Annotated in this window: 20 protein-coding genes; 12 read left to right on the plus strand and 8 right to left on the minus strand. The window is 49.3% G+C overall.

The window, feature by feature from the left end; all coding sequences use genetic code 11:
- Positions 1-9: 9 nt before the first annotated feature.
- Both AC6R0R_RS12115 and AC6R0R_RS12120 read left to right on the plus strand, forming a co-directional pair.
- Positions 10-480 (plus strand): hypothetical protein, encoded by a 471-nt coding sequence (locus tag AC6R0R_RS12115; RefSeq protein WP_500626865.1) that lies wholly within the window; start codon positions 10-12, stop codon positions 478-480.
- A 46-nt stretch (positions 481-526) separates the two neighbouring features.
- Positions 527-2,983, plus strand: coding sequence for a response regulator (locus AC6R0R_RS12120; RefSeq protein ID WP_500626866.1), 2,457 nt, complete (start codon positions 527-529; stop codon positions 2,981-2,983).
- Between the two features lie 24 nt (positions 2,984-3,007).
- On the opposite strand, the gene ohrR is transcribed toward AC6R0R_RS12120, so the two are convergent.
- Entirely contained in the window at positions 3,008-3,469 is a 462-nt protein-coding gene (gene ohrR / locus AC6R0R_RS12125; RefSeq protein ID WP_500626867.1) for a transcriptional regulator OhrR, read from the minus strand.
- 113 nt (positions 3,470-3,582) lie between these two features.
- Between ohrR and ohr the strand changes: the two genes are divergently transcribed.
- Positions 3,583-4,005 carry an organic hydroperoxide reductase Ohr gene (ohr, locus tag AC6R0R_RS12130; RefSeq protein WP_500626868.1) on the plus strand — a complete coding sequence of 141 codons (423 nt, stop codon included), beginning with the start codon at positions 3,583-3,585 and terminating at the stop codon, positions 4,003-4,005.
- Positions 4,006-4,162: 157 nt separating this feature from the next.
- Entirely contained in the window at positions 4,163-5,074 is a 912-nt protein-coding gene (locus tag AC6R0R_RS12135; protein WP_500626869.1) for a LysR substrate-binding domain-containing protein, read from the plus strand.
- Between the two features lie 93 nt (positions 5,075-5,167).
- Here AC6R0R_RS12135 and AC6R0R_RS12140 read toward each other — a convergent pair whose 3' ends face one another.
- The 3 genes from AC6R0R_RS12140 to AC6R0R_RS12150 form a co-directional block, all read right to left on the minus strand.
- Positions 5,168-5,368 (minus strand): DUF4250 domain-containing protein, encoded by a 201-nt coding sequence (locus AC6R0R_RS12140; RefSeq protein ID WP_334550693.1) that lies wholly within the window; start codon positions 5,366-5,368, stop codon positions 5,168-5,170.
- Positions 5,369-5,437: 69 nt separating this feature from the next.
- Positions 5,438-6,118, minus strand: a complete 681-nt coding sequence (locus tag AC6R0R_RS12145; protein WP_500626870.1) for an HI_1241 family integral membrane domain — start codon at positions 6,116-6,118, stop codon at positions 5,438-5,440.
- Between the two features lie 34 nt (positions 6,119-6,152).
- Positions 6,153-8,618 (minus strand): EAL domain-containing protein, encoded by a 2,466-nt coding sequence (locus tag AC6R0R_RS12150; RefSeq protein WP_500626871.1) that lies wholly within the window; start codon positions 8,616-8,618, stop codon positions 6,153-6,155.
- A gap of 170 nt (positions 8,619-8,788) precedes the next feature.
- Between AC6R0R_RS12150 and AC6R0R_RS12155 the strand changes: the two genes are divergently transcribed.
- Positions 8,789-11,056, plus strand: a complete 2,268-nt coding sequence (locus AC6R0R_RS12155; RefSeq protein ID WP_500626872.1) for a YgiQ family radical SAM protein — start codon at positions 8,789-8,791, stop codon at positions 11,054-11,056.
- 72 nt (positions 11,057-11,128) lie between these two features.
- On the opposite strand, the gene serC is transcribed toward AC6R0R_RS12155, so the two are convergent.
- Positions 11,129-12,211 (minus strand): 3-phosphoserine/phosphohydroxythreonine transaminase, encoded by a 1,083-nt coding sequence (gene serC / locus AC6R0R_RS12160; RefSeq protein ID WP_500626873.1) that lies wholly within the window; start codon positions 12,209-12,211, stop codon positions 11,129-11,131.
- A gap of 119 nt (positions 12,212-12,330) precedes the next feature.
- Complete coding sequence (locus tag AC6R0R_RS12165) at positions 12,331-13,599, minus strand: DUF945 family protein (RefSeq protein ID WP_500626874.1); 1,269 nt, start codon at positions 13,597-13,599, stop codon at positions 12,331-12,333.
- A gap of 173 nt (positions 13,600-13,772) precedes the next feature.
- On the opposite strand from AC6R0R_RS12165, the gene AC6R0R_RS12170 reads away from it, so the two are divergent.
- The 7 genes from AC6R0R_RS12170 to AC6R0R_RS12200 all read left to right on the plus strand — a co-directional run bounded on the left by AC6R0R_RS12170 (position 13,773) and on the right by AC6R0R_RS12200 (position 21,330).
- On the plus strand, positions 13,773-15,746 hold the full coding sequence (locus AC6R0R_RS12170) for an ATP-binding protein (RefSeq protein ID WP_500626875.1): 1,974 nt from the start codon (positions 13,773-13,775) through the stop codon (positions 15,744-15,746).
- Positions 15,743-16,240: a response regulator gene (locus tag AC6R0R_RS12175; RefSeq protein ID WP_500626876.1), complete on the plus strand. Its 498-nt coding sequence runs from the start codon at positions 15,743-15,745 to the stop codon at positions 16,238-16,240. Before AC6R0R_RS12170 ends, AC6R0R_RS12175 begins: the two co-directional genes overlap by 4 nt.
- A 188-nt stretch (positions 16,241-16,428) precedes the next feature.
- The gene (locus AC6R0R_RS12180) at positions 16,429-16,980 is read left to right on the plus strand and encodes a hypothetical protein (RefSeq protein WP_500626877.1); all 552 of its coding nucleotides are present in this window, start codon (positions 16,429-16,431) and stop codon (positions 16,978-16,980) included.
- Between the two features lie 219 nt (positions 16,981-17,199).
- A complete protein-coding gene (locus tag AC6R0R_RS12185) occupies positions 17,200-18,342 on the plus strand; it encodes an ABC transporter substrate-binding protein (protein WP_500626878.1) in 1,143 nt (380 codons plus the stop codon).
- A gap of 24 nt (positions 18,343-18,366) precedes the next feature.
- Positions 18,367-20,109: an ABC transporter permease gene (locus AC6R0R_RS12190; RefSeq protein WP_500626879.1), complete on the plus strand. Its 1,743-nt coding sequence runs from the start codon at positions 18,367-18,369 to the stop codon at positions 20,107-20,109.
- Complete coding sequence (locus AC6R0R_RS12195) at positions 20,075-20,713, plus strand: ATP-binding cassette domain-containing protein (protein ID WP_500626880.1); 639 nt, start codon at positions 20,075-20,077, stop codon at positions 20,711-20,713. Before AC6R0R_RS12190 ends, AC6R0R_RS12195 begins: the two co-directional genes overlap by 35 nt.
- Positions 20,714-20,715: 2 nt before the next feature.
- A complete protein-coding gene (locus AC6R0R_RS12200; RefSeq protein ID WP_500626881.1) occupies positions 20,716-21,330 on the plus strand; it encodes a CDP-alcohol phosphatidyltransferase family protein in 615 nt (204 codons plus the stop codon).
- 88 nt (positions 21,331-21,418) lie between these two features.
- On the opposite strand, the gene AC6R0R_RS12205 is transcribed toward AC6R0R_RS12200, so the two are convergent.
- Together AC6R0R_RS12205 and AC6R0R_RS12210 are read right to left on the minus strand one after the other, a co-directional pair.
- Positions 21,419-22,351, minus strand: a complete 933-nt coding sequence (locus AC6R0R_RS12205; protein WP_500626882.1) for a class I SAM-dependent methyltransferase — start codon at positions 22,349-22,351, stop codon at positions 21,419-21,421.
- Between the two features lie 28 nt (positions 22,352-22,379).
- Positions 22,380-23,072 (minus strand): TIGR01621 family pseudouridine synthase, encoded by a 693-nt coding sequence (locus AC6R0R_RS12210; protein WP_500626883.1) that lies wholly within the window; start codon positions 23,070-23,072, stop codon positions 22,380-22,382.
- Positions 23,073-23,177 lie beyond the last annotated feature (105 nt).

Genomic DNA, 23,177 nt, shown 5'->3' on the forward strand with positions numbered 1-23,177 from the left:
GTGAATTATGTGCAACAACAAGAGTGTTCACATAAAAATAAATACGACAACGTCATGGCGACCAACCGCTCCCGAGCAAACAGCCCCCTATCGGTGAGACCAATTTCTGCGTCCGTCTCTAAAGAGGAAGCAAAACATGCTTGGTTTTATCAGGTAGAAGAAAACTATGCCGAAGAGGCGAATGTGTTTTTTCAAAAAGCACTGGATTGTCGTGTACGCGCTTTAAAACGCAGCCTTTCGTATGATGGATCACCAACCCTAGAGCAACAACTATCTTCCCGCGCTTATTTTGATTCACTCGCCCTCCCACAAGGTGAACTGAGGTACTATGATTACCAAAAACTAAGCACTCCAGAGCTCTCCAGAACAGACGCGAATCATCACAATCAGAGCGGTCATCGATACTGCCAAACTAACGATAAAAACAACGCACAATCACAACAACGTCAACCCATGGTGAAATCCAGAACTCATGCTTAATTTTCTCCTTCAAGAGCTTATGTACCCCAAGGCCATAGTGCTCTTTATGACAGCGATTTTGGTACTAACTTGGTCTAGTTACTTCTGTTACTCACTGTATAAAAAGTACGGTGCAAGCAGTCTTAACAGTTATCTTTACTATGTGACCTACACGTTTGGCTTGTTTATTTGGATTCTTAGTAACTACTACTTTCATACCGGATTGCTGCCATTGCTCGGTGAGAAAGCGGCGGTCTTAATGGCGATTGTCGCCAATATTTCTGCGCTAGTCGCCTTTGTTTCTGCGTATCATTTTACCGCTAAGCTGCGCACCTATTACGCAAGTAAACGCGTACCCGTGTTCCAATCCATTGTGGCATGGAGCGTATTTGCTTTTGGTTTGGCTTGTAACCTTTTACCGGACTTGACAGTGCAAGGCGCCTCTATTTCAGGCCCCAGTCAGTTCGTATTAGAGTTTGGTCCGTATACTCAGCCCTTTTTCCTCGGTTTGACCACCTTGGTGGTGCTGACGTTTATCAATTTGCTCTCTCTAACGGCAAGTGAAAACCGTATTCAAAGGACTCGAATCAACTACATGATTCTTGGCATGGCCATTTTCATGTGCTCAACGGCGGTCATTCAGCTTGGCTTTACTTATTTCCTCAATGACTTCTCGTTGACTTGGCTACCACCTGCACTGTCTGTCAGCGAAATGCTCTTCATGGGTTACGCGCTGCTCACCTCTCGCTTTTATAGCTCGCGCTATATTCTGTATATCGGTTTGAGCTTCGCCGTGACGCTGTTCGTCTATTTTTCTGCCATAACCTTACTGCCCATATTTGATGATTCACACGCGTTTGAGGTGGTCACCATAGTCGCGATTGTTGGCTTATCTTGGCCCAAACTTTACCGCAGCTTGCAACGTTCCATTAGCTATATTGTGTATGGCGATCCCGTGTCTCCAGTGGAAAAAATCATCAAGTTGGAGAACGAATTTCATCACTCACCAACACAAGCGATGGACAAACTCGCACGCTACCTCGATGTACCTGAAAATAAACTGCGCTTGTTGGATGACTTTCAAGGAGCAAGCTTTTACCGGGATTACTTTGAAACCCACACCGCACCACTTGTGCTCGATGAGGTGGAAGAAGCGATGGCGAAAAGTGGCAGTAGCAAACTGAGTCAAGTTCGCTCAGCGATGAAAAAGACACAATCCGCCCTAGTTCTGCCTATTTACGAAGGTCGAAATAAACTGTCGCATGTTTTGGTCTCAAGTGAGAAAGATGGCGGATTAAACTTCTCCTATGAGGAACTTGAAGCGCTGCAACGGGTGCTCTCCAAAGTTCAAGCGCACATCAACTACGAACGTAAGGTCAAACAGTCTCAGGCATTAGCCAATTCCATTGCACATGAAATGCGTAACCCACTCAGCCAAGTGCAGTATGAGTTTGAGCATCTCAATTTAAAAATTCGCCATTTGCCCGCCCATTTTGAATTGATGACACACGTCGACAACGGCAAGCAAGCCGTCCTACGCGGCCGTCAGCTGATCGATATCATATTGCGAGAGGTGAACAGTGCCTCGCTGGATCAAGAGCCCGCGTTGGCGACATCGATCAGCGCCTGCGTGCGCAGCGCTGTCGAAAACTATGGCTTTGACGATGAACCCACTCGCCGCCGTGTCCACCTAAAACTGAATCAAGATTTTGTCGCTAAGGTAAACGAGACACTGTTTAACTTTGTGATTTTCAATCTCCTTCGCAACGCCATTTACTATTTTGACTCTTACCCAGATAGCCACATCACCATTGAAACCGTGCCTGGGGAGAACGACAACCGACTCGTTGTTACCGACACAGGCCCAGGTATTCCCGCAGATCTTCTTGAGCGTATTTTTGATGATTTCTTCAGTCACCGTAAGAGTGGTGGTAGTGGGCTAGGTCTAGGCTATTGTCAACGCGTGATGAAAGCGTTTGGTGGGACAATTCATTGCCGCTCAGAACAAGGCAAATTTACCGAGTTCACGTTGAGCTTTCCCCCCACCACGCAAAAGCCTGTCGTCACGCCGAATAAATCAACGCCCGCCACTGAGCCTCCAAATAAAGTAAAACCGCCTGATCGCCAAGTGGTTTCGAGCCCTACCGCTCCGGGTGCGCCAGTGGTGTTGGTGGTCGATGATAAAGAAGTGCAACGTGCGTTAGTCAAACTGTACGTCGAACAACTGGGCTATCGAGTGATTATGGCGAATAATGGTCGAACCGCGCTCGACATCATTCACGATAATCCCGTTGAGTTGGTGTTTATGGATATCCAGATGCCGATCATGGATGGCTTTGAAGCCTCGAGACGCATCAAGGAGTCTTACCCAAGCATTCCTATTATTGCGCTCAGCGGAGAGGCAGAGAGCGCCAGTGTAACGAAAATGGCCAAGCTGATGGATGGTCGCCTCACCAAGCCAGCAACCAAAGAGGCCTTGGCGAGTGTGCTCAACCGTTTCTTTAACAAAGAAGAAGTGTTGTAACGATACGCAGTGAGGCGTTCTCCCTCACTCACCTAGACGCTCAAGCACTTTTTCACATAGCTGCTTGAGCATCACCATCTCTTCTAGGGGTAAATTGATTTTACATGACAGCGCAGTGGGCACGGTAAGGGCTTGCTGCTTCAACGCTTTTCCGTGCGAGGTGAGATTGAGGACCCGCACGCGCTCATCACTCTCACTGCGCGCTCGTTCTACAAACCCTTTGGTTTCCAAACGTTTTAACAGTGGCGTCAAGGTCCCTGAATCGAGGTATAACCGAGCACCCAGCTCTTTGACACTGACGCCATCCTGCTCCCACAGCACCATCATCACTAGGTATTGCGCGTAGGTGAGATCCAATGCATCCAGTAGCGGTCTGTATGCTCGGCCAACTGCGTTAGCCGCACTGTATAGTGGAAAACAGACTTGATTCTCGAGTTTTATTTTATCCTCATCACTCAAGGGGGGCGTCACATGACAAGTGTCCATAGCATTCACCTTAAAAATAAATTGCGCACAATATAGTTGCAAAACAACTTGGGTTCGATATATGATTGCAAACAATTATATTGCGCACAACTTAAATAACCAAGGAGATACCCATGAGCACACTCTACAAAACTCAAGCCACCGCATCGGCAGGCCGTAATGGTCAGGTTCAAACTGACGACGGTCTACTGTCGCTTAGCCTTGCTTATCCGAAAGAGATGGGTGGTACCGGTGCAGCGAGCAACCCAGAGCAACTATTTGCCGCAGGTTATGCAGCGTGTTTTTCCAACGCTCTGCTCCACGTTGCGCGTGAAGGCAAGGTCACATTGAAAGAAGCGCCAGTGACCGCTGAAGTCGGTATCGGTCCAAATGAGCAAGGTGGCTTTGCACTCACCGTGAGCTTGAACGTCGCACTCGCTCTCGACGATGCACAAGCACTAGAGCTGACGAAAATCGCTCACCAAGTGTGTCCATACTCCAACGCCGTTCGTGGCAACATTGACGTTCATGTCACGGTGAATGGTCAAGCACTGTAAACCAATCCCTACGACAACAACGCCGACCCATTTGGGTCGGCGTTGTTGTTATAGAATGTATATTAAATCAACTTGGACGTCTAGATGTTTACACGCCCATAAAAAACGAGTAAGTTAGTTTTACTCATCTGAGATAGGGAAAGGTTGAAATAAATTAATGATCGAGCTGAAGCATCTGAAAACATTAGTATCACTGCGAGATACCGGATCACTCACCGCAACCGCAACGTCACTGCACTTGACCCAATCGGCCCTTTCTCATCAAATCAAAGATCTGGAGTCTCGCATTGGCAGTCCGCTCTTTCTGCGTAAGACTCGTCCGGTGAAATTCACTTCTGAAGGACAAATCTTACTTCGTGTCGCCGATGAGGTTCTGCCCAAGCTAGCGCGCGCAGAAAATGAGCTGGCAAGCCTCAAAGAAGACGTCAACGGACGCCTGCACATGGCGATAGACTGTCACTCCTGCTTTCAGTGGTTGATGCCAGCACTACGTGAGTATCAAATTGCGTGGCCCAGTGTCACACTCGATTTTTCATCGGGTTTCTCGTTTGAACCCCTACCCGCATTGATCAGTGGTGAGTTGGATCTGGTTATTACTTCAGATATTCAACCGCGCTCTGAAATTCACTATGAACCGCTCTTCGACTTTGAAATGCGCTTAATCACCTCAACCACGCACCCGCTTGCAACAAAAACCCGTATCGAGCCACGCGAGCTTGAAGGCGAAACCATGATTTCCTATCCAGTGCAGAAAAAACGCTTAGATGTAGTGAAACACTTTTTGACTCCGGCGGGGGTGGAGCCGGCAAAGTGGAAACAAGCAGACAATACGCTGATGTTGGTACAGATGGTGTCCGCGGGGCTCGGTATCGCGGCGCTACCTAACTGGGCAATCAGTGAATTTTCTCGTCAGGGTTTGATCACCAGTATTCCTTTGGGAGACGGACTGTGGCGTCGACTGTTCGCGGCGACCAGAGACAGTGATAAGGGCAAACGCTATTTACAAGCGTTTTTCCACACCGCTCGGCAACAGTCGAAAAGTCATTTAGAGGGCATAAAAACGGTGTAACCTCTAAAGGTTACACCGAGACAGTTCGTCGCGCCGATACCTGGCTTCGCTGTCAGGTATTGAACCGACATCGACGCTGAATTGAGTGGAGTCCTATCGTTGGTTCGACTTGAACTGGTTGGTGAGCGGGTCATATTGGTAGCCAAGCACATCCAATTTGCCAATCACTGTCTCTGCATCCATTTCATAGGTGCTTACCAACTCTTCGAGACTGTCACACTCCAGTCTCAGTTTCTCGTTCACGATACCAAGTAAAATCGTGCTATCGAAACGGCCAACATTACTAAGATCCATCGCTGCGCTCCTTTGTCGTGTTGATAACACAAGCTTAGACCTTCAGCAGAAAAATAACAGTGACCGAGACTAAAGAACGAATAAGCCCTGGTTAACCGTCACCGCACTCAGCAACATCACCAGTGCAACCGCCAACTGCGGCTTAGTGATGCTTTTACTGAGCAACATATGCCAGCTCCAGACCACCACAGCACTGATGAGCAGCGCAAAGCTGACCAACAACGGCTGCGTTGCCATGGTGAGCGTCTGCTCGTCCAATGCCGATGCTTTAAGCAACACAGCAATGCTCATTATCATTGCAGAAGCCACCCCCGCGACAGGTAAAATTCGATGAAACGCTTGCAATCTCGTTTTTGCCACCGTCAACAGCAAATGGGCAAACAATCCGCCTAGCAACACAATCTGAACCAAAACACTCAATCCAGCGGCAAAGCTCGATTGTTCAGTTATCATGATTCCAACGTAAGCCAGCGCTAAACCGTTCGCCAAGTACATCACCCATAACGGTCCTTGCACTCGTGTTTTCTTAGTTTGAACCTGAGAATAGAAATAGCCGATAGCGAACACCACCATCATGGCTTCAATACGTAAGGAGGCGACCGCTAACCACAAAATCGCGATCGCGGGTAATACCTTATGAATACGCCCACGCTGGCCCGGGCAGATGTCCCCTTTAACGAGAATAAGGGTTAAGATCAATTGCGCGCCGAGCAACATCGGTGCGAAAGAGGCAAGCAAATCAGGAATCATAATCTGTCAGATAATTGAATGAACAAGGCGCGAATCATAACAGACTGGTGAGATGCTTCAATACAGTGCGCTGCTCGACAATGCCTTTGAACGCGCCTTCCTTGTCGACCAACACCCAGGGAAAGTGCGGGTACTGCTCCAACAGTGCCGCCATACTATCGAGCGGGGTTTGCCAATAGATGATCGCCGCAGGCGGCGACATAATACGGTTCGCGGTTTTCAGCCACATGTTGCGCTCTTTGCTGCTTTCTAAATCGGTGCCCATGGTGGGCGTCAGGTGTAAATTCATCGAAGCACGCTCTATCACACCCAGACATTCCCCTTCATCGATCACAGGTAAGGCTTGTATCGTTTTGTCCTGAAATTTCTGATAAATCAGTGACAGCGCCACCGTAGGGCTAAGGTGGCTGACGTTGGGCGATACCAAATCCGCTAATGATGGCTCACCGCTGCTTGAACGTGGCGCATCGGGCAATTGGCAGTAGTCCTCAACCAATCTAAGGTCATCAAGGCTCATCGGCTTTGAAAAGTAGTAACCTTGAACATAATTGACGCCGAGACTGGCAATCACCTGGTACTCTTGTTCCGTTTCCACCCCCTCTGCCACGACCCTGAGGCCAAGCTTTTGTGCTAGCTTAGTGATGGAAGCCACTAAATGGTACTTACGGCTGGTTTCACTGATACCACTCACAAACACCCGATCAATCTTTAACACATCAAAATAGCTGCGATTGAGATACTCAAATGACGCACTGCCTGTGCCAAAATCATCTACGGCGATGAGCACACCTGCCTCTCGTATCGCCGACAACATCGATTCTTGATAGCTGTCACTCTCAAAATAGGCGCTTTCGGTAAACTCGATGGTTAATCGATCAGGGTCAATTTTCAATCTGTCCACCATCTGCACCGTACGGCCCAAGACTTCACCAATATCGTGTTTTGAGTTGAGGGAGCGGTTAACAGACAAGCCCACTTGAGCGCCAAAGCGCTTTTGTAATTCGGGCAGCATCGACATTGCTCGATGGCAAATCATATCATCGAGCTCAACGATCAAATCAAGGTCTTCAATGACACTCACCATCTCTTGCGTATTAGTGTTCAATTGATCATTGATTGGAAAACGGCACAGCGCTTCAAACTTATCAATCTGACCCGATTTAATATCCACCAAAGGCTGGAAGTGGACATCCACCAGACCACCTTTCACGCACTTGATCGCGAACTCCTCCAACGCTTTCTTGCGCTCTTGCGCTTGATGCATCTCTCGGTCGAAAAACGCAATACGTTTGCCTTCACTCTGGTTCAGCTCCAGTAACGCCTGAGTCGCATGTGAAATCAAACGCGAAGGGTTATTCGCATCGACACCCAACACCGATACCCCGGTTAATCCGTCACGCAATGCCAAGGCAATTTCTCCTTGGGCACGCTTGAAAAGGTGAAAAAAGTTCTTCACCGCTTTGCGTACTTCTCGAATTCGCTCTTCGGCGATGGATTCCGCTATCGACAAACACACCGCAAAACGACCATTACCCAAATAGCCGCAGCTTGCCACTTTGGTGCTCTCAATCAAATAACTGGCAAATTGCTTTTTGACTTGATGCGCTTTGTCGGCAGGAAACTTTGGCTGCAATACCAACATCACCGCATTCAACGCATCCGGCGCTTGCTCACATTGTTGCTCCAGTTCGGCAATGAAACTGTCTCGAGAGGGTAATAAGGTCAGTAGATCAATACCATCGGTTTCCAAGCCATCAATTTTATCCAGCTGCTTGGAGAGATCTGACGTAACGCCAATATAGATACGCTCGCCACTGGCACGCTCAATTGCCGTAATTGAGAGCTCTTGTGGCACGGTGGAGCCATCCGCTTTCAAGGTGATGATCGGTCCGCTCCATGCCCCACAACGATTTACACTCGCCCACATCGCTTCATAAAATTCGTCACTCAGCTTGTCGGCATTAAAAATACTGGTTTTCAAGCCCACAATTTCATTGAGTAAATAGCCAGTATTTTGTTCAAAGCGACGATTACACGCCAAAATGCGAGTTTGCGCGTCGGTGATGACCACACCGCGCGTCTCACTTTCAAATGCAGAGCAAAACAGGTCACTGGCGTCCGAGCGGGAACCGATCACCAGACGTGGAGAAAAGCAGCCTGAAAGCACGTTGGTCGCTTCTCTGTTGACGTCAAACTCAACGTAAGCAAACACGGCATGAGGGATCAGCAAACAACAATGGAACCTGTCCATCTCACCGGTTTTCAGTACCGACTTGAACACACTCTGACAGCGCTTACGGTGTAACGTAGGAAGCAGCTTGAATAACTGCTTCGCCGAAACGCTCGCCACATTCTGGCCAAACAACAGCTGCATCGCATCGGGATCGCAACTAAAAGTCTGGTTGTTAAGGTCCAAACGCCAATCAAACGTGCTGTACTTGGGGTGATTAGAAGGCTCTGCTGTGGTTTCAAGCGCATGCACTTGAAAATTATCTTCCATGCTCGTAAACACCTGTGTGGTTTATGTTGATGAGGTTAATTTTAGACTGGATGCTCGAAATTATCCGTTAACCTGCCGTGTTTATACGTAAAAAAATGAGGGCTATGTTGAGGTAGATAGATGAATGACAAGCCGCTATAATTCGCGCTCCCTGGCACAGAGAGCAAAATATGTTCAACGATATTACCCCGATTCACCAACACAAAAAGTACTGGGCCGAGTGTTTTGGCACCGCGCCATTCCTTCCGACCAGTCGCAAGGAAATGGACGCTTTAGGTTGGGATAGCTGTGACATCATCATCGTCACAGGCGATGCCTATGTGGATCATCCCAGTTTTGGTATGGCCATCATCGGGCGTCTTTTGGAAGCCCAAGGGTTTCGTGTCGGGATTATCGCTCAGCCAGAATGGCAAACCAAAGATGCCTTTATGGCGCTTGGCAAACCTAACCTTTTTTTCGGCATCACCGCCGGCAACATGGACTCGATGATCAACCGTTACACGGCGGATCGCAAATTACGCCATGATGACGCTTATACCCCAAACAACGAAGGGGGCAAGCGCCCAGATCGTGCCACACTGGTCTACTCGCAGCGCTGTCGTGAAGCCTACAAAGGTGTGCCTATCGTACTGGGGGGTATTGAAGCCAGCTTACGTCGCCTTGCGCACTACGACTACTGGTCAGATAAAGTGCGTCGCTCCATTTTATTTGATGCTAAAGCCGATATTTTGCTGTTTGGTAATGCAGAGCGCGCACTGGTTGAAGTCGCGCACCGTTTAGCCGACGGCGAAGCTATCGCGGATATGACCAATATTCGTGGTACCGCGGTGAACTTGGCGGCCGAGCCAGAAGGTTACACCATCATCGACTCATCACGTATTGAGAAGCCCCGAAAAGAGGCGTTTATTCCGCCAAACCCTTACGTGGTGGAAGAGCAGTGCGACACCAAAGCGAAACAAGAAGAGACAAAGCCACAACCGATCACGATTCGCCCTTCGCGCCACGATGCGAAAACCACCGCAGTGCGCCTGCCTCATTTTGAAAAACTCAACAATGACCGCATACTTTACGCGCACGCCAGTCGCATCATGCACCTAGAGACAAACCCGTACTCAGGACGTGCTCTGATTCAAAAGCACGGTGACCGAGAGCTGTGGGTCAACCAAGCGCCAATTCCTCTGACCACAGAAGAGATGGACTACGTGTTTGGTCTGCCTTATGCACGCGTGCCTCATCCGATGTACGGCAAAGCAAAAATTCCTGCCTATGACATGATCAAGACGTCAGTCAACATCATGCGTGGCTGTTTTGGCGGCTGTTCATTCTGCTCCATTACCGAGCACGAAGGCCGCATCATTCAAAACCGCTCTCAAGAGTCTATTTTGAATGAGTTGGAAGAAATTCGAGACAAAGTGCCCGGCTTTACCGGAACTATTTCTGATTTGGGCGGCCCTACGGCTAACATGTATCGTCTCGGCTGTAGCGATCCGAAAGCGGAAATCAACTGTCGTCGTCCATCGTGCGTCTTCCCTGGCATCTGTAATAAACTCAATACTGACCATAAGCACACCATCGACCTTTACCGCGCGGCGCGCAAAGTCGAGGGGATCAACAAGGTGATGATCGCCTCTGGTGTGCGTTATGACTTGGCGATTGAATCCCCAGAGTACGTTAAGGAGTTGGTTACGCACCACGTGGGCGGCTACCTGAAAATTGCACCAGAGCATACCGAGAAAGGTCCGCTTGATATGATGATGAAGCCGGGCATGGGTGCCTACGACCGTTTCAAAGAGATGTTCGAAAAATACAGTGCAGAAGCAGGCAAGAAGCAATATCTGATTCCCTACTTCATCTCCGCCCACCCTGGCACAGAAGATGAAGACATGCTCAATCTCGCCCTTTGGCTGAAAAAGAATGACTTTGAGTGCGATCAAGTGCAGAACTTCTACCCATCACCGATGTGTAATGCGACCTCAATGTACTACTCAGAGACGAATCCGCTCAAGCGCGTTAAATATAAGCAGCGTGAAGTGGTGCCCGTTGCGAAAGGAGAGCGCCAGCGTCGTTTACACAAAGCTCTGCTGCGCTATCACGATCCGCAAAACTGGCCACTGATTCGTGAAGCGCTGATCAACATGGGTAAAAAGCACCTGATCGGTGATAAGCCGAGTTGTCTCGTTCCTGCTGAAGACAGTTCCGCCCAGACGCCTGCGCAACGCAGAAAGTCCGGACGTCACGGCTCCAATCGCTTTGCTACTAAGCACACGAAAACTCAGCCTGGCTTTGAAAAAATGCATGGCAGTGAAAAAGGTAAAGCGAGTAAAAACAGCGGAAATAAGAAAGGCAAAGCGCCAGCGGGTAAAGCCTCACGCGATCATGTGATTGCAGAGCAAGGCCGATCCAATGGCCAAGGCAAGCGAAAACCCAAACACCGCTAATAAATGATGATCAAAAAAGGGGCAAACGCCCCTTTTTTAATCTCTATTTTAAGCAACGCGGTGGAAATACCGTTATGCGTTGGCTTTTTCAAACTCAGCCATAAAGTCCACCAAGGCTTGTACACCCTCGAGCGACATCGCGTTGTAGATCGATGCACGCATCCCACCGACCGCGCGGTGACCTTTAAGTGCCACCAAACCTCGGGCTTTCGCTTGCTCTAGGAACAGACTGTCCAACTCCGGTTTTTTGAGTTGGAAAGGCACGTTCATGCGCGAACGGTTGTCGGAATGCACGTTGTTGATGTAAAAGTCTGACTGGTCAATGTAGTTGTAAAGTGTCGCGGCTTTTTGTTGGTTGATTTTCTCCATAGCTGCCACGCCACCTTGCTCTTTCAACCACTTAAACACCAACCCAGAGAGGTACCAAGCAAACGTCGGCGGTGTATTAAACATCGACTCTTTTTCCGCCAAAATTTTGTAGTTTAAAAAGCTTGGCAACACGTCACTGGCAAGCTCCAGTAAGTCATCACGTACAATCGCGATACAGATACCGGCTGGGCCAATGTTCTTCTGCGCGCCTGCGTAAATCACCCCATATTTCGACACATCAATCTCACGTGACAAGATGTTGGAAGACATATCTGCCACAATCGGCTTGTCAGTCACGGGCAGTTCGCTGATCTCAATACCATCGATGGTTTCGTTAGGACAAAAGTGGACATAAGCACTGTCTGCATCGATACGCCACTCGCTCGCGGCGACGACAGCAAGTTTGCCGTCTTTCTCTGTTTTTGCAGAGAATGCGTCAACATCACAGTACTTCTGCGCTTCTTCTATCGCACTTTGTGCCCAGTAACCGGCATCAATGTAAGTGGCTTTGCGCGCACTACCGAGCAAGTTAAGCGGCACGGCGGCGAACTGAGCGCGCGCGCCACCCTGGCAGAAAAGGACTTTGTAGTTGTCTGGGATATTCAGCAGATCACGTAAATCCTGCTCAGCTTCCTCAGCGACTTGAATAAACTCTTTACTGCGATGGCTGATCTCCATAACCGAAGTGCCAAGCGCGTTCCAGTTAACAAATTCTGCTTGCGCTTTTTCCATCACGGCTTTAGGTAGCGCCGCTGGACCTGCACTGAAGTTATATACGTTGTCCATTTCACATTCCTTGATCATTCTGAGAGATTGCTAGGATTAATAACACGTTTTCTGCGAGATAAAAAGCAAGAAAAGAGGTGTTACGACCTCTTTTCTTGCTTAGTGGTTTGTTTTCCTAACTATGGCTGCATCATTGCAGAGAGAAACAAGGTCATCAAGGGTATTTTCTGACCATTGTTAAACACCAAATTCCCCTGCTCAAGGGTGGCTTGGATTTGGTAGCCTTGCTGGGTTTGTGAGATAAACTCCATCACAATCGCTTCATCAACACCCTGCTTAATAAACGGATACTGTTCAACAAGTTGGTTGGAGAAAAAGGTATTAATCTCGCCCGTCAACGCTGGGATTACCATCATAGGGTTTTGTGAGATGCCAGATGTACCTTCTGGTACTGCCACAGTCCAAGTAGAATCGAACACTGCGCCGTCACCCAAATCGACATCCAATTTGTTCATAGTGAGATAAAACCCTTTGGTAAACAGGGTCTCAACTTGTAAAATTGCTTGCTCAATCTCATTTTCACTGAGAACAGGGTTGTTTTGATAGATATTCACTAAATGGTTGAACGATTCCATATCTAAACCACCAAAAGTCAGATCAAAACCAACACTTTTCACTTCGCCCTCTTGACCGATAACATCGTTAAGACGAACAACATGCTGACTGCTGACGGTTTGATTCACTTCGTCCATAGAGCTGGTGACGCGGTATTGACCTTGCTTGAGGCCAAGCCACACCGCTTGAGCCGGATCCGTCAACGTCACTTCATCGACAGATAGGGTCTGCTCACCTAACCAAAAGCTGCCCTGTTTCTTACCACTTCCACTGCCTTTTAAACCCACAATATGCAGCGACTCGCCGTGGTTAAAGTCGATATCCGCAGCGGGCATATCCAGCTCGTAGCTCACTTCACCTAGCACAGTGACCTGACCGCTCAGCGTCGATGGTGACATCGACAGCACCGCGTTATCAGCGCCTTGCGCGACATAATTCCAACTGTCCATAGATACGGTATAACGAGTATTGCCGTTGAGTTGGGTTGAGGTGTGCAGCGTCAATGGAATGGCTTCTAGCCCTTCGATGACCGAATCGGCGTCAAGGCTCACCAAGCCATGAGTCAAATCACTGTGAACGATAAACTCACTGGGTAAGCCATCTTGAGCCATTTGGGCGGCGAGCTCTTGATCGTGAATCACATAGCGGGTGGTCACCTTAGAGGAAAGGTAGCCTCTATCGTAACTGACGACGTCGGCACTCATGGCCGCGCTGTTTAGGTGACGAATGCCATCTTGAATAACATTTTGACCAATTTGCCCCACGGCCAATGGCCAACAAAGGGCGAGAGAAATGGCACCACCGATGGCGCCAATCTTTTTAAGCTGATGCATGTACGTGTCCGGTATGGAGATTTGTCCCAAGTCTACACCAAAAAACATTGAGATAAATCAGAGTATTGTCTTTCTCTCGATTTTGGCAAAGATTCTATTACTCAGCTCTCAACATGGTTTGGTAAGGCTTGTTACAGTGGATCATGTGTTGGTTTCCAAAAAATGAAAACGCCGTGAATCATTACGCATTATTGTGCCTCGACAACAACCCTGTGAGCGTTGAAATCCTGCGACGTGAACTTGCGACCTTTGCGCCTAAATTCGACATTTACACTGCCGATACCATCGAGGACGCCCACTCGATTCTCGAGTTCTGTATCGAAAGGCAACAGGAGATGGCCTTAGTGATCGCCAGTCACCATGAGCAGTTTGATGGCGCCAGCTTCTTGATTCACCTTGATAAGTCACCTCAAACACGTTTAGCAAGAAAAGTGCTCGTCAGTTGTGGGCAGGATATTCAAGCCATTTTATCCGCGGTCAATGATGGCCGCCTTGACCACTGCTTAACCAAGCCTTTGCAAGACAACGTGGTTGAACGTACCGCATTGAAAGAACTGACCACATTCGTGCTCGAAAACGATCGCGATAACCTGCTCAGCTATAGCCAAGTTCTCGACCAACACCGCCTACTTCGCGCCCACATCGATCAGAAGATGCGAAGCTATCGCGAGGGCTTTATCAGCGATCACCACACCCTGACCGACCAACAATTAGCAGAACAAGTGACCGGTGCTCTGCGCGAGTTTTTTTCTGACCAAGATGATACCAACGCATGTCGTACCTACTCCGCCGACCATCTGTTAACCAAAGAAGGCGAGGAAAACCGCTTTCTGTGGTTCATCACCGAAGGCCAAGTGGCACTGTACAAAAAAGATGAGCTCGGTATTCAGCGTGAAGTCGTCCGTCACAGTCAAGGCAGCATCGTGGGCGGGATGTCCTTTGTCACCGGCGAAACGTCATTCTCGACCGCCATAACTTTGACGAAAACAGAAGTCATCAAACTCGATCGTGACGTCTTCGCCAAAGTCATGCACTCCAATACTGCGCTGCTGCCACTATTTACCAATTTACTACTGCGCCATTTCAATCGCCGTTTGCAACGCAGCATTACCACCAAACTTGAGTTGCAAAAAACCCTGGAGTCGCTGGAACTGGCCCACCAACAACTGATCGAAAGAGAAAAAATGGCCATGTTGGGGCAGCTAGTCGCAGGCGTTGCCCATGAGCTCAATAACCCGATAGCCGCAATACTGCGCGGCACAGATACCATCACTGACAAAATCCATCAGTTGATCGCCCATCAAGGGGACGAGCCGATACAAGCATTGGGGAGCGAGATTCTCACTCATGGCTTGACCGCACGGCCCCGCTCAACCTCACAAGAGCGCGAGCTCGCCGCCGCCGCTGAAAAGCGCGTCTCTGATCGCCGCGTGGCAAAAAAGCTGGTCAAGCTAGGGCTTAATGAGGATGAAGAGTGGTTAACGCGCGCAAAACGTCACCCGCAGCAGACGCTAAGCCAACTCACCGATCTCGAAGCCTATCAATTGACGGGGGCTACCCTGCGCTCAATCCACGTCTGCGCGCAGCGCATTGCAGATATGGTCAAGAGCCTGAAAGGTTACGCGAGACCCGATGATGAATCTTTTCATTTGAGTGACATACACGAAGGGTTGGAAGACACCTTAGTGATCTTTGAAAACAAATTAAAATTCCATCATGTTGAAAAGCACTATGGCGACATCCCTCTCATTTCCTGTCAGCCTATCGCGCTGCAACAAGTGTGGACCAATCTTATCTCCAACGCGATTGATGTCTTTCCTGCCAAAGGTGTGTTGGAGATCTCCACCACCCTTCATGACGACAACTGGCTAGAAGTGGCGTTTAAAGACAACGGCTGTGGTATTCCCAAAGCGCAACTGGATAAAATTTTTACTCTCAATTTCACCACCAAAAAAGAAGGCAATTTTGGCCTAGGTATTGGCTTATCGGTCTGTCAGCAAATTGTCCTGCAACACGGTGGCAGGATAGACGTGGCCTCACTTACCGAAGAGGAGTGCCACCATCACCCAGAGTTGGCCCCCTATACTAAGATGTCGGTTTGGCTGCCAGTCAACCCCATGTCTCACATAACAAGGACTCATGTATGAACAACTATCTCATTTTGTGCGTGGATGACGAGCGAGAAGTCCTCGATAGCGTAGTGCAAGATTTGGATTGCTTTGAAGAGACGTTTGTACTCGAGGCGGCAGAGTCGGTCGCAGAAGCCAAACAGATCATTCAGTCGTCGGCTAAAGAAGGTACCCGTTTGGCCCTGATTCTCTGCGATCACATTATGCCCGAGCAGACCGGGATCCAGTTCCTGATTGAATTAAATGAGCAAGAAGAGACGAAGCCGACGCGAAAATTACTTCTCACCGGACAAGCGGGGCTAGAAGATACCGTGGAAGCGATTAATCACTCGAGCCTCGACTTTTACATCGCGAAGCCCTGGCGCGGAGAGGAGTTGCGGAAGGTCATCACAGAGCAACTCACCCAATTTGTTATCGACAACGAGCCCAATCCGCTCCACTGGGCATCGACACTCGATACAGAAGCGATCTTTGCCGCGATAGCGAAAAACCGTTTGGACTTGGGTGAATAGACGACCACCTTAGCCATTCACTGGCTAAATCTTGGCATATCACTTGCTAAATGCTAGATATATCGACAAAACAATGACATTTAGTGTAGTGGCATTCGCTATGATGCATTATTATGTTGACACATCGTCATAGCGACACTCTCGCTAAAGACCAAGGAAATTAACAAGATAAAGGTTTATCGTCCATTATGCGTAAAACAATTTTAGCAGCGGCGCTAGTGCTTGCATCTGGCCAATCATTTGCTGAGGATCCAAACAGCCCAGCGGTTATGAGTAACTTCAGTTACGACTACTTCGAAGCTCGTATCGGCGCAAGCCCAGTGACCTTCGGCGGTGGCGTGAGCAAGTCCATCCACCCTAACGCACACTTTATTGCTCGCATTGATTCAGAGTTTGAAGGCGATTACGACTCAGCGGTCGGTCTTGGCTTTCACGCACCGATCAACAACTGGGCGGATCTGACCGGTTCGATGCTCTTCCGTATGGTGGATTTCAATGGCCGCAACAATAAGAGCACTGAAACAGGCATGCAGCTTAACTTAGGCGTTCGTCAGTGGCTTGGGCCACAACTTGAAGTCGGCGGTGGCGGCGGTTACTTATCGCTCGACGACAAAGACCAATGGTTAGGCTCTGTCTACGCACGTTTCCACTCCACCGAATTGTTCTCTCTCGGTGCAGAGGCTCGTATCAACGACTTCTACGGCGACCAATTGATGTTTACCACGCGCTTTAAGTTCTAACGCATCACGATCATCAACGTGTATTGATAAGCAGCGCCCAAAGCGCTGCTTTTTATTGTCCGCAAGTTTTATTTCCAACGCAGCGCCTTGATTTAACCCACATTTCTCTTTCGCTCGTAAAACTTTTGTTTTTTTTCGTTCATAATGAATGAATCGCAATGCGGCTCCGGTCTACTTGTTTATCGCAACCATTCAATACGTTCATCAGAAAGGATACTCATGACAAGGTTTATCACACTCTTCACCTCGCTTCTTGTGGCGTTCAGTAGCCTAGCGGCCGACAACTGGACTCAGGTGGTTGAAAAAGCCAAAGGGCAAACTGTCTATTTTCATGCTTGGGGTGGCAGCCAGGAGATCAATAACTACTTGCGCTGGGCAAGTTCTGAACTAGAGCGTCAATACGGCGTGACATTGAAACACGTCAAAGTGACGGACATTGCCGAAACCACGACTCGCCTGATTGCTGAAAAAGCGGCAGACAAAAACAGCGGGGGCAGCGTTGATATGGTGTGGATCAACGGTGAAAACTTTAAATCGATGAAAAACAACGCTCTGCTTTATGGTCCATTTGTTGAATCGCTGCCCAATTGGCAGTATGTCGATAAGTCACTGCCCGTTGACAGTGATTTTTCAGAGCCAACACTTGGCCTTGAAGCACCTTGGGGGGTAGGACAGCTGGTGTTTATCCATGACACCACCACACTGAATAATCCGCCCGCCTCTTTTAGTGAACTGCTGAGCTACGCCAAGGCCTACCCTAATCGTGTCAGCTACCCTCGCCCGCCCGAATTTCACGGCACAAGTTTTTTAAAAGCGCTGTTGATTGAACTGACTAACAATGATCCATCGCTCACCAAGCCCGTGTCTGAGGCCCAGTTTGATGCAGTGACGGCATCACTTTGGCAATATCTCGATGAGTTTCATACGGTCGCGTGGCGTCAAGGGAAACAATTTCCATCAGGTACCGCAGAGACTTTGCAATTGCTCGACGACGGACAGTTAGACTTGGCGATTACCTTTAATCCCAATGCGGTTTTTTCCGCTCAAGCAAGCGGAAAGCTTGCTCCAACCACGGCGGCCTATGCGATGGAGAGCGGCGCCCTGTCTAACATTCACTTCTTAGCGATTCCTTGGAACGCCAATGCGCCCGAGGGCGCCAAGGTGGCGATTAACTTCTTACTCAGCCCAGAAGCGCAATCACGCAAAGGAGATTTGAATGTGTGGGGCGATCCGTCAGTGCTTAAGAATGAGGTGTTACAAGGCAGCGCGAAAAATACAACGCTGTTTAAATCTGTGGCGGAGCCGCACCCAAGTTGGCAATCCGCACTCGAAGTCGAGTGGCAGAAACGCTACGGCCAGTAGCCAGCAAACCAATACGAGAGCCAGATGTTTAGAGCGACGTATTTCATTGTTTTACTAATCTGCATCATGCCCATTATGCCCGGCATATTGGGTGTGATGCTCTCTTCTTTGGGGTATATGCCGGTCATCGGCTTTGACCAAATCACATTAGCTGCGTATGACACTGTGTTGCAATGGCCGGGAGTGGGACGCGCCATCGGCAGTACCCTGACCAGCGCACTGGTGAGTACCTATCTTGCCTGCGCCATCACCTTTGCCATCTTACAAAGTTTGTGGATGAACAAACATTGGCGTAAGGTAGAGTTGCTGCTCTCCCCCTTATTGGCGATGCCCCACGTCGCGTTTGCCATTGGCTTTGCCTTTCTCTTCTCACCGACCGGCTTGCTGGCACGATGGGCGAATCAATGGTTGATGATGAGCAGTGATACGCACAATGCAGCCTGGTTGATCCATGACCCTTACGCCACAGGCCTAACGATAGCTCTCGCACTCAAAGAGGTGCCCTTCTTCCTCTTAATGAGTATCCCGGTACTTGGCCAGCTTAACCTTCCTAAGCTCGCCCAGGTGTCTCATTCGCTCGGATATTCGTGCGCACAAATGTGGTGGAAAGTGGTGCTACCACAATGGCTGAGAAAAATGCGCTTCCCTCTGTTTGCCGTGATCGCCTACGGCGTATCCGTAGTCGATTTAAGCCTGATTTTGGGGCCCACCAACCCACCCACCTTTGCGGTGATGATTTGGCAGTGGTTTAACGATCCTGATCTCAACGTCTTACCTCGCGCCGCTGCGGGCGCCGTCACCCTGTTTGCCATCGCATCAAGTTTGCTGCTTGCCGTGGTCGTGATTGAAAAAGCGATCACGCAATTCTGGTCTGGCTGGCAATATTCTGGCCGCGCCGGATTGGCTTTACCTGGCAAATCTGTGTTCACACTAAGTGCACTGCTTGCCGCGTCAATGCTGCCCATCATGCTGGTGTGGAGCGTCGCACAGCGTTGGCGTTTTCCGGACCTATTGCCCACGTCTTGGAGTGGCCGATTTTGGCACAATGAGTGGCAGAACGTGTTGCCAACCATAAGCGATAGCTTACTCCTAGCGCTTACCGCAACCACCATTGCCCTAATAGCCGCCTTGGTGTGCCATGAGTACCGGCTGCGATCGCGTTTGCATGTGCCTGGATTTGTCATCGCCTTGCCGATGTTGGTCCCACAGCTCTCTATCTTGTTCGGCTTACAAGTGGTCACCCTATCGATCAACAGTGACCTCTACTGGGTATGGACAGTCTGGGCACACGTGTTCTTTGCGTTTCCTTTTGTCTACCTCGCCCTCGATGGGCCTTGGCGAAGTTACAATCTCAACTATACCAAGGCAGCGTTGTCACTCGGCAAATCGCCACTGAGCGTCTTTTTCACCATCAAGGCGCGACTGCTGTTTCCTGCAATCTGTTACGCTTGGGCGGTGGGGGCCAGTGTCAGCCTCGCCCAGTATTTACCGACCTTGATGCTCGGCGCAGGTAGAATCGCGACGATCACCACCGAAGCTGTGGCGCTTTCCAGTGGCTTTGATCGCCGTGTCACCGCCATTTACGCAATCTGGCAAGCCTTACTACCCTTTGTCTTTTTTAGTGGTGCCTTGCTGTTGAGCCGCGCTGTCACCCGGAGAACAACACGCCGAGTATCAGAAAGCGCCGTAAGCGCCACTCTCACATCCAATGCTGTAAAGGAAGATTCCACTCATGACGCTCTATCTCAAAAACCTCGCCATCCATAATCGACAAGGAGAGGCACTACTGCATGACCTTGATTTAACGATAGAAAATGGTGAAGTCGTCTGTGTCATGGGCCCTAGCGGCTGTGGAAAGTCGACGCTACTGAATTTGATTGCGGGTCACCTCAGTGATGACTTTCAGGCGCAAGGAGAGATCATTCTTGATGATCGTGAGCTCAATCAGGTCGAGGCCCACCAGCGAGAAGTAGGGATTATATTTCAAGATGACCTCTTGTTTCCTCACCTTAATGTTTGGCAAAACCTCGCCTTTGCTCTGCCCAATCAAATTAAAGGCCAGCAACGAAAAAAAGACGCACTGCAAGCCCTTCAGAGTGTCGGCTTGGACGCGTTAGCGAACCAATATCCTGAGCATATTTCTGGTGGTCAGCGTGCTCGTGTCAGCCTGATCCGCATGTTGCTGGCTAAGCCTAAATTGGCGCTACTTGATGAGCCGTTTAGCAAACTCGATCAACAGCTCAGAGTCCAGTTTCGTGACTGGGTGTTTTCACAGCTAAGCAAAGCGCACATCCCTACCCTACTGGTCACCCACGATGAACAAGATGTGCCGCCCGAGGGACGTATTTTGCATTGGCGTTGGGGGAAATAATCATGCTCGATAGAGTGAGTATTCGCGTGATACGTGCACCGCTAACCCTAGCGGCTAAGGGATTGGATAAGCTTGGTGTGACGGCCAACCAAACCACACTATGTGGATTTTTGCTTGGCGTTTTGGCTTTGCCAGCGCTGATCGTTTCTCGCTACGATGTGGCGCTGTTTTTCATCGTCCTCAATCGACTCTGTGATGGCTTAGATGGCGCGCTGGCACGCAGACAAGGGATCACCGATGCGGGTGGATTTTTAGACATCAGCCTCGATTTTCTGTTCTACTCTTTAGTGCCATTTGGTTTTGTCTTGGCCAACCCAGAGCAGAACGCCGTTGCGGGAGCCTTTTTGATTTTCTCATTCATCGGCACTGGCTCTAGCTTTCTCGCCTTCGCCGTTTTGGCAAGTAAACGAGGTATTGAGAACCCGATCTACTCTCACAAGTCGCTCTACTACATGAGCGGGTTAACAGAGGGCACAGAGACCATCGCCTGCTTTATTCTGTTCTGCCTATTACCTGAACACTTCGCCCTGATAGCCTATGTGTTTGGCGCAGCATGCTGGTTTACCACCTTCACACGGATTTATTCTGGCTTCCATACACTGAAATCAGCGCCATAAAGCAGACATCTTGAAGTCATCAACTCACTGCTAACCCTCGCTTGAAAATCAGGGCTTATACATCCGCTTATTGTTCGATGACTTGGCGTTAGCGAAAGCGCAGTACCTTCAGCGCGGCCTCATCGTCGACATCGGTAAATTCAGGTGGGTTCGCTAGGCGCTCAACAAACGATAGTTGCGGCGCCTCACTTTGCATACCATCAATAAGGAATTGGCTTGTGACTTGCGGTGAGTTCACACACGCCAGCACCTCACCGTCTTGCGCCAATAAATCGGGCAAGCGACGCAAGATCTTTTGGTAATCTTTCGTCAGTGCGAAACTGCCTTTTTGAAACGACGGTGGATCGATAATCACTAAATCATACGGACCACTTTTCTTGATTTTTCCCCACGATTTGAAGATGTCATGGGCCAAGAACTTCACTTGATTAAGATTGTGGCCATTGAGTCTGTGGTTATCTCGTCCTTTGCTCAATGACGCCTTGGCCATATCCACGTTGACCACTTGATCGGCGCCGCCTTCTATCGCGGCGACGGAGAAGCCACAGGTATAAGCAAACAAGTTAAGCACGTTTTTATGGCGCGCGTTCGCTTTGACCCAATCCCGGCCAAAGCGCATATCGAGAAACAACCCGAAGTTTTGATTTCGACCAATATCAAGCTGATACTTCAGTCCAGATTCCACCACCACAGGGTGACGGTCTAACTCACCGAACAACACTTCCGTAGGCGCACCTTCACTGTATCGGTGTTGAATCACCACTGAACGCCCGCATTTTTCACGCCAAACATCGCGCTCGGTCATGGCGATAAGCGCCGCTTTAAGTGCCTGCAAATTCTCGTCGCTGACAGGTTTAAACAGGTTCACCATCAACTGACCATTGACCCAATCACAGGTGATTTGCTCTAGCCCTTCATACTGACGTCCGCGACCGTGAAATAGACGTCGAACTTCATCGCTCGCTTCTGACAACGCATGGGTCAACTGTGTGATCAATGATTCAATGGGCAGTAATTGCATAGGTCGTTATCCGTTATTTGATTTGCCGTTATTTAATGGTTGGCCAGTTGAGTGTCCAAGGCGTCAGCCAAGCGTCGATACTTTGTGATACTGGTGCCTCACGCCATTTATTCCCCAGCGTCTCGTACTCGCGTGGGTCACAGACAAACTGGTAGCGCTCACCTTGATAGTCAAAGCCGAGCGCAAACGCGTGTAAATAGCCTCTATCTGCTTTAGAGCTGGCATTATAGATTGGATCACCCACAATGGCCGAGCCAATAGATTTTAGCGCTACCCGAATCTGATGAGTTTTTCCAGTATGTGGCTTACACAAAAACAGACGCTCGCCAGGCATCGCCGCGGCAGAGAAAAACTGTGTCAGCGCAGGGTTACACTGTGTATTGATTAACTTCCAACTTGCTCGACGCGATCGCGCCATATCACCACTGATCAATCCCTGCTTCTTTTTTGGTTTTTTGCTGCCGATTGCCAGATAAAACTTACTCACCGTTCGTTTCGCAAACAGCGCTGATAGCTCACTCGCGGCCTGACTGTTTCTACCTAGAAGCAATAACCCGGAGGTCATCTTGTCAAGGCGATGGATAAGATAGAGTTTGTCATCCCCCGAGAGACTCGCGATAGCTTGCAGAAGCAGCGTATCACCGTCGTCTTTGTGTACAGAGACACCGGGGTGTTTGTTGATGATAAGAAAGTCTGGGTGAGTGTGTAGAATATCAAACATAGATGGGCCTTTACTTGGAAAGGCGAGTATACCGATTTGAGGCGAAAGCGAAATAGCAAAAAACCTCCCAGAGGGAGGTTTTTGTTTATCAGGTCAACGCTTAGC

The organism is Vibrio sp. R12-SW3-ISO1, assembly GCF_059834005.1.

What these genes read in the sequence shown, in the direction of transcription:
- AC6R0R_RS12200 (WP_500626881.1), top strand. Translation starts at nt 20,716, where the DNA reads ATGCTCGATAGAGTGAGTATTCGCGTGATACGTGCACCGCTAACCCTA.
- serC (WP_500626873.1), bottom strand. Translation starts at nt 12,211, where the DNA reads ATGGACAACGTATATAACTTCAGTGCAGGTCCAGCGGCGCTACCTAAA.
- AC6R0R_RS12145 (WP_500626870.1), bottom strand. Translation starts at nt 6,118, where the DNA reads ATGATTCCTGATTTGCTTGCCTCTTTCGCACCGATGTTGCTCGGCGCG.
- AC6R0R_RS12165 (WP_500626874.1), bottom strand. Translation starts at nt 13,599, where the DNA reads ATGCATCAGCTTAAAAAGATTGGCGCCATCGGTGGTGCCATTTCTCTC.
- AC6R0R_RS12140 (WP_334550693.1), bottom strand. Translation starts at nt 5,368, where the DNA reads ATGGATCTTAGTAATGTTGGCCGTTTCGATAGCACGATTTTACTTGGT.
- AC6R0R_RS12155 (WP_500626872.1), top strand. Translation starts at nt 8,789, where the DNA reads ATGTTCAACGATATTACCCCGATTCACCAACACAAAAAGTACTGGGCC.
- AC6R0R_RS12135 (WP_500626869.1), top strand. Translation starts at nt 4,163, where the DNA reads ATGATCGAGCTGAAGCATCTGAAAACATTAGTATCACTGCGAGATACC.
- AC6R0R_RS12210 (WP_500626883.1), bottom strand. Translation starts at nt 23,072, where the DNA reads ATGTTTGATATTCTACACACTCACCCAGACTTTCTTATCATCAACAAA.
- AC6R0R_RS12190 (WP_500626879.1), top strand. Translation starts at nt 18,367, where the DNA reads ATGTTTAGAGCGACGTATTTCATTGTTTTACTAATCTGCATCATGCCC.
- ohr (WP_500626868.1), top strand. Translation starts at nt 3,583, where the DNA reads ATGAGCACACTCTACAAAACTCAAGCCACCGCATCGGCAGGCCGTAAT.
- AC6R0R_RS12195 (WP_500626880.1), top strand. Translation starts at nt 20,075, where the DNA reads ATGACGCTCTATCTCAAAAACCTCGCCATCCATAATCGACAAGGAGAG.
- AC6R0R_RS12150 (WP_500626871.1), bottom strand. Translation starts at nt 8,618, where the DNA reads ATGGAAGATAATTTTCAAGTGCATGCGCTTGAAACCACAGCAGAGCCT.
- AC6R0R_RS12175 (WP_500626876.1), top strand. Translation starts at nt 15,743, where the DNA reads ATGAACAACTATCTCATTTTGTGCGTGGATGACGAGCGAGAAGTCCTC.
- ohrR (WP_500626867.1), bottom strand. Translation starts at nt 3,469, where the DNA reads ATGGACACTTGTCATGTGACGCCCCCCTTGAGTGATGAGGATAAAATA.
- AC6R0R_RS12205 (WP_500626882.1), bottom strand. Translation starts at nt 22,351, where the DNA reads ATGCAATTACTGCCCATTGAATCATTGATCACACAGTTGACCCATGCG.
- AC6R0R_RS12180 (WP_500626877.1), top strand. Translation starts at nt 16,429, where the DNA reads ATGCGTAAAACAATTTTAGCAGCGGCGCTAGTGCTTGCATCTGGCCAA.
- AC6R0R_RS12120 (WP_500626866.1), top strand. Translation starts at nt 527, where the DNA reads ATGACAGCGATTTTGGTACTAACTTGGTCTAGTTACTTCTGTTACTCA.
- AC6R0R_RS12185 (WP_500626878.1), top strand. Translation starts at nt 17,200, where the DNA reads ATGACAAGGTTTATCACACTCTTCACCTCGCTTCTTGTGGCGTTCAGT.